1 protein-coding gene is annotated in these 677 nt (G+C 65.4%); it reads left to right on the forward strand.

Annotation, left to right across the window (positions count from 1 at the left end):
- The coding region (gene tssI, locus AC1RL5_RS31855; protein ID WP_492628939.1) for a type VI secretion system tip protein TssI/VgrG at positions 1 to 677 on the forward strand (677 nt) is incomplete at both ends.

The raw sequence follows: 677 nt of genomic DNA on the forward strand, positions 1-677 counted from the left end.
CAGCCCCAAGTGCTGGAGGAATCGATCAACAGCGACACCGAGACCGCAGACGGCTTCCAGCAGGGCTACCGCAACCGCTTCCTCGCCACCCCCTGGGAGGTATTCTTTCGCCCGCCGCTGGAGCACCCCAAGCCCCGGGTCCTGGGCAGCCAGACCGCGGTGGTCACCGGCCCGGCAGGAGAAGAGATCCACACCGACCGGTACGGCCGGGTCAAGGTGCAGTTCCACTGGGACCGCGAAGGCCAGGGCGACGACCGGACCAGCTGCTGGCTGCGGGTCGCCTCCAGCTGGGCCGGCGACCGCTACGGCGCCATTGCCATCCCGCGCATCGGTATGGAAGTGCTGGTGGACTTTCTCGAAGGCGATCCCGACCAGCCGCTGATCAGCGGTTGCCTGTACCACAAGGAACACCCGGCGCCCTATGAACTGCCGGCCAACAAGACCCGCAGCGTATTCAAGACCCTGAGCTCGCCGGGCGGCGCCGGCTTCAACGAAGTGCGCATCGAAGACAAGCAAGGCGCCGAACAGATCTTCGTCCACGCCCAGCGCGACTGGGATGAAAACATCCAGCACGACCAGAAGATTCGCGTTGGCCACGAGCGCCACGACACGGTTGAAGCCAACAGCTACAGCGAACTCAAGGCCGAGGAACACCGCACCATCCACGGCGAGCGCAA

The sequence above is a fragment of the Pseudomonas sp. GW822-FHT06D10 genome (assembly GCF_058799535.1).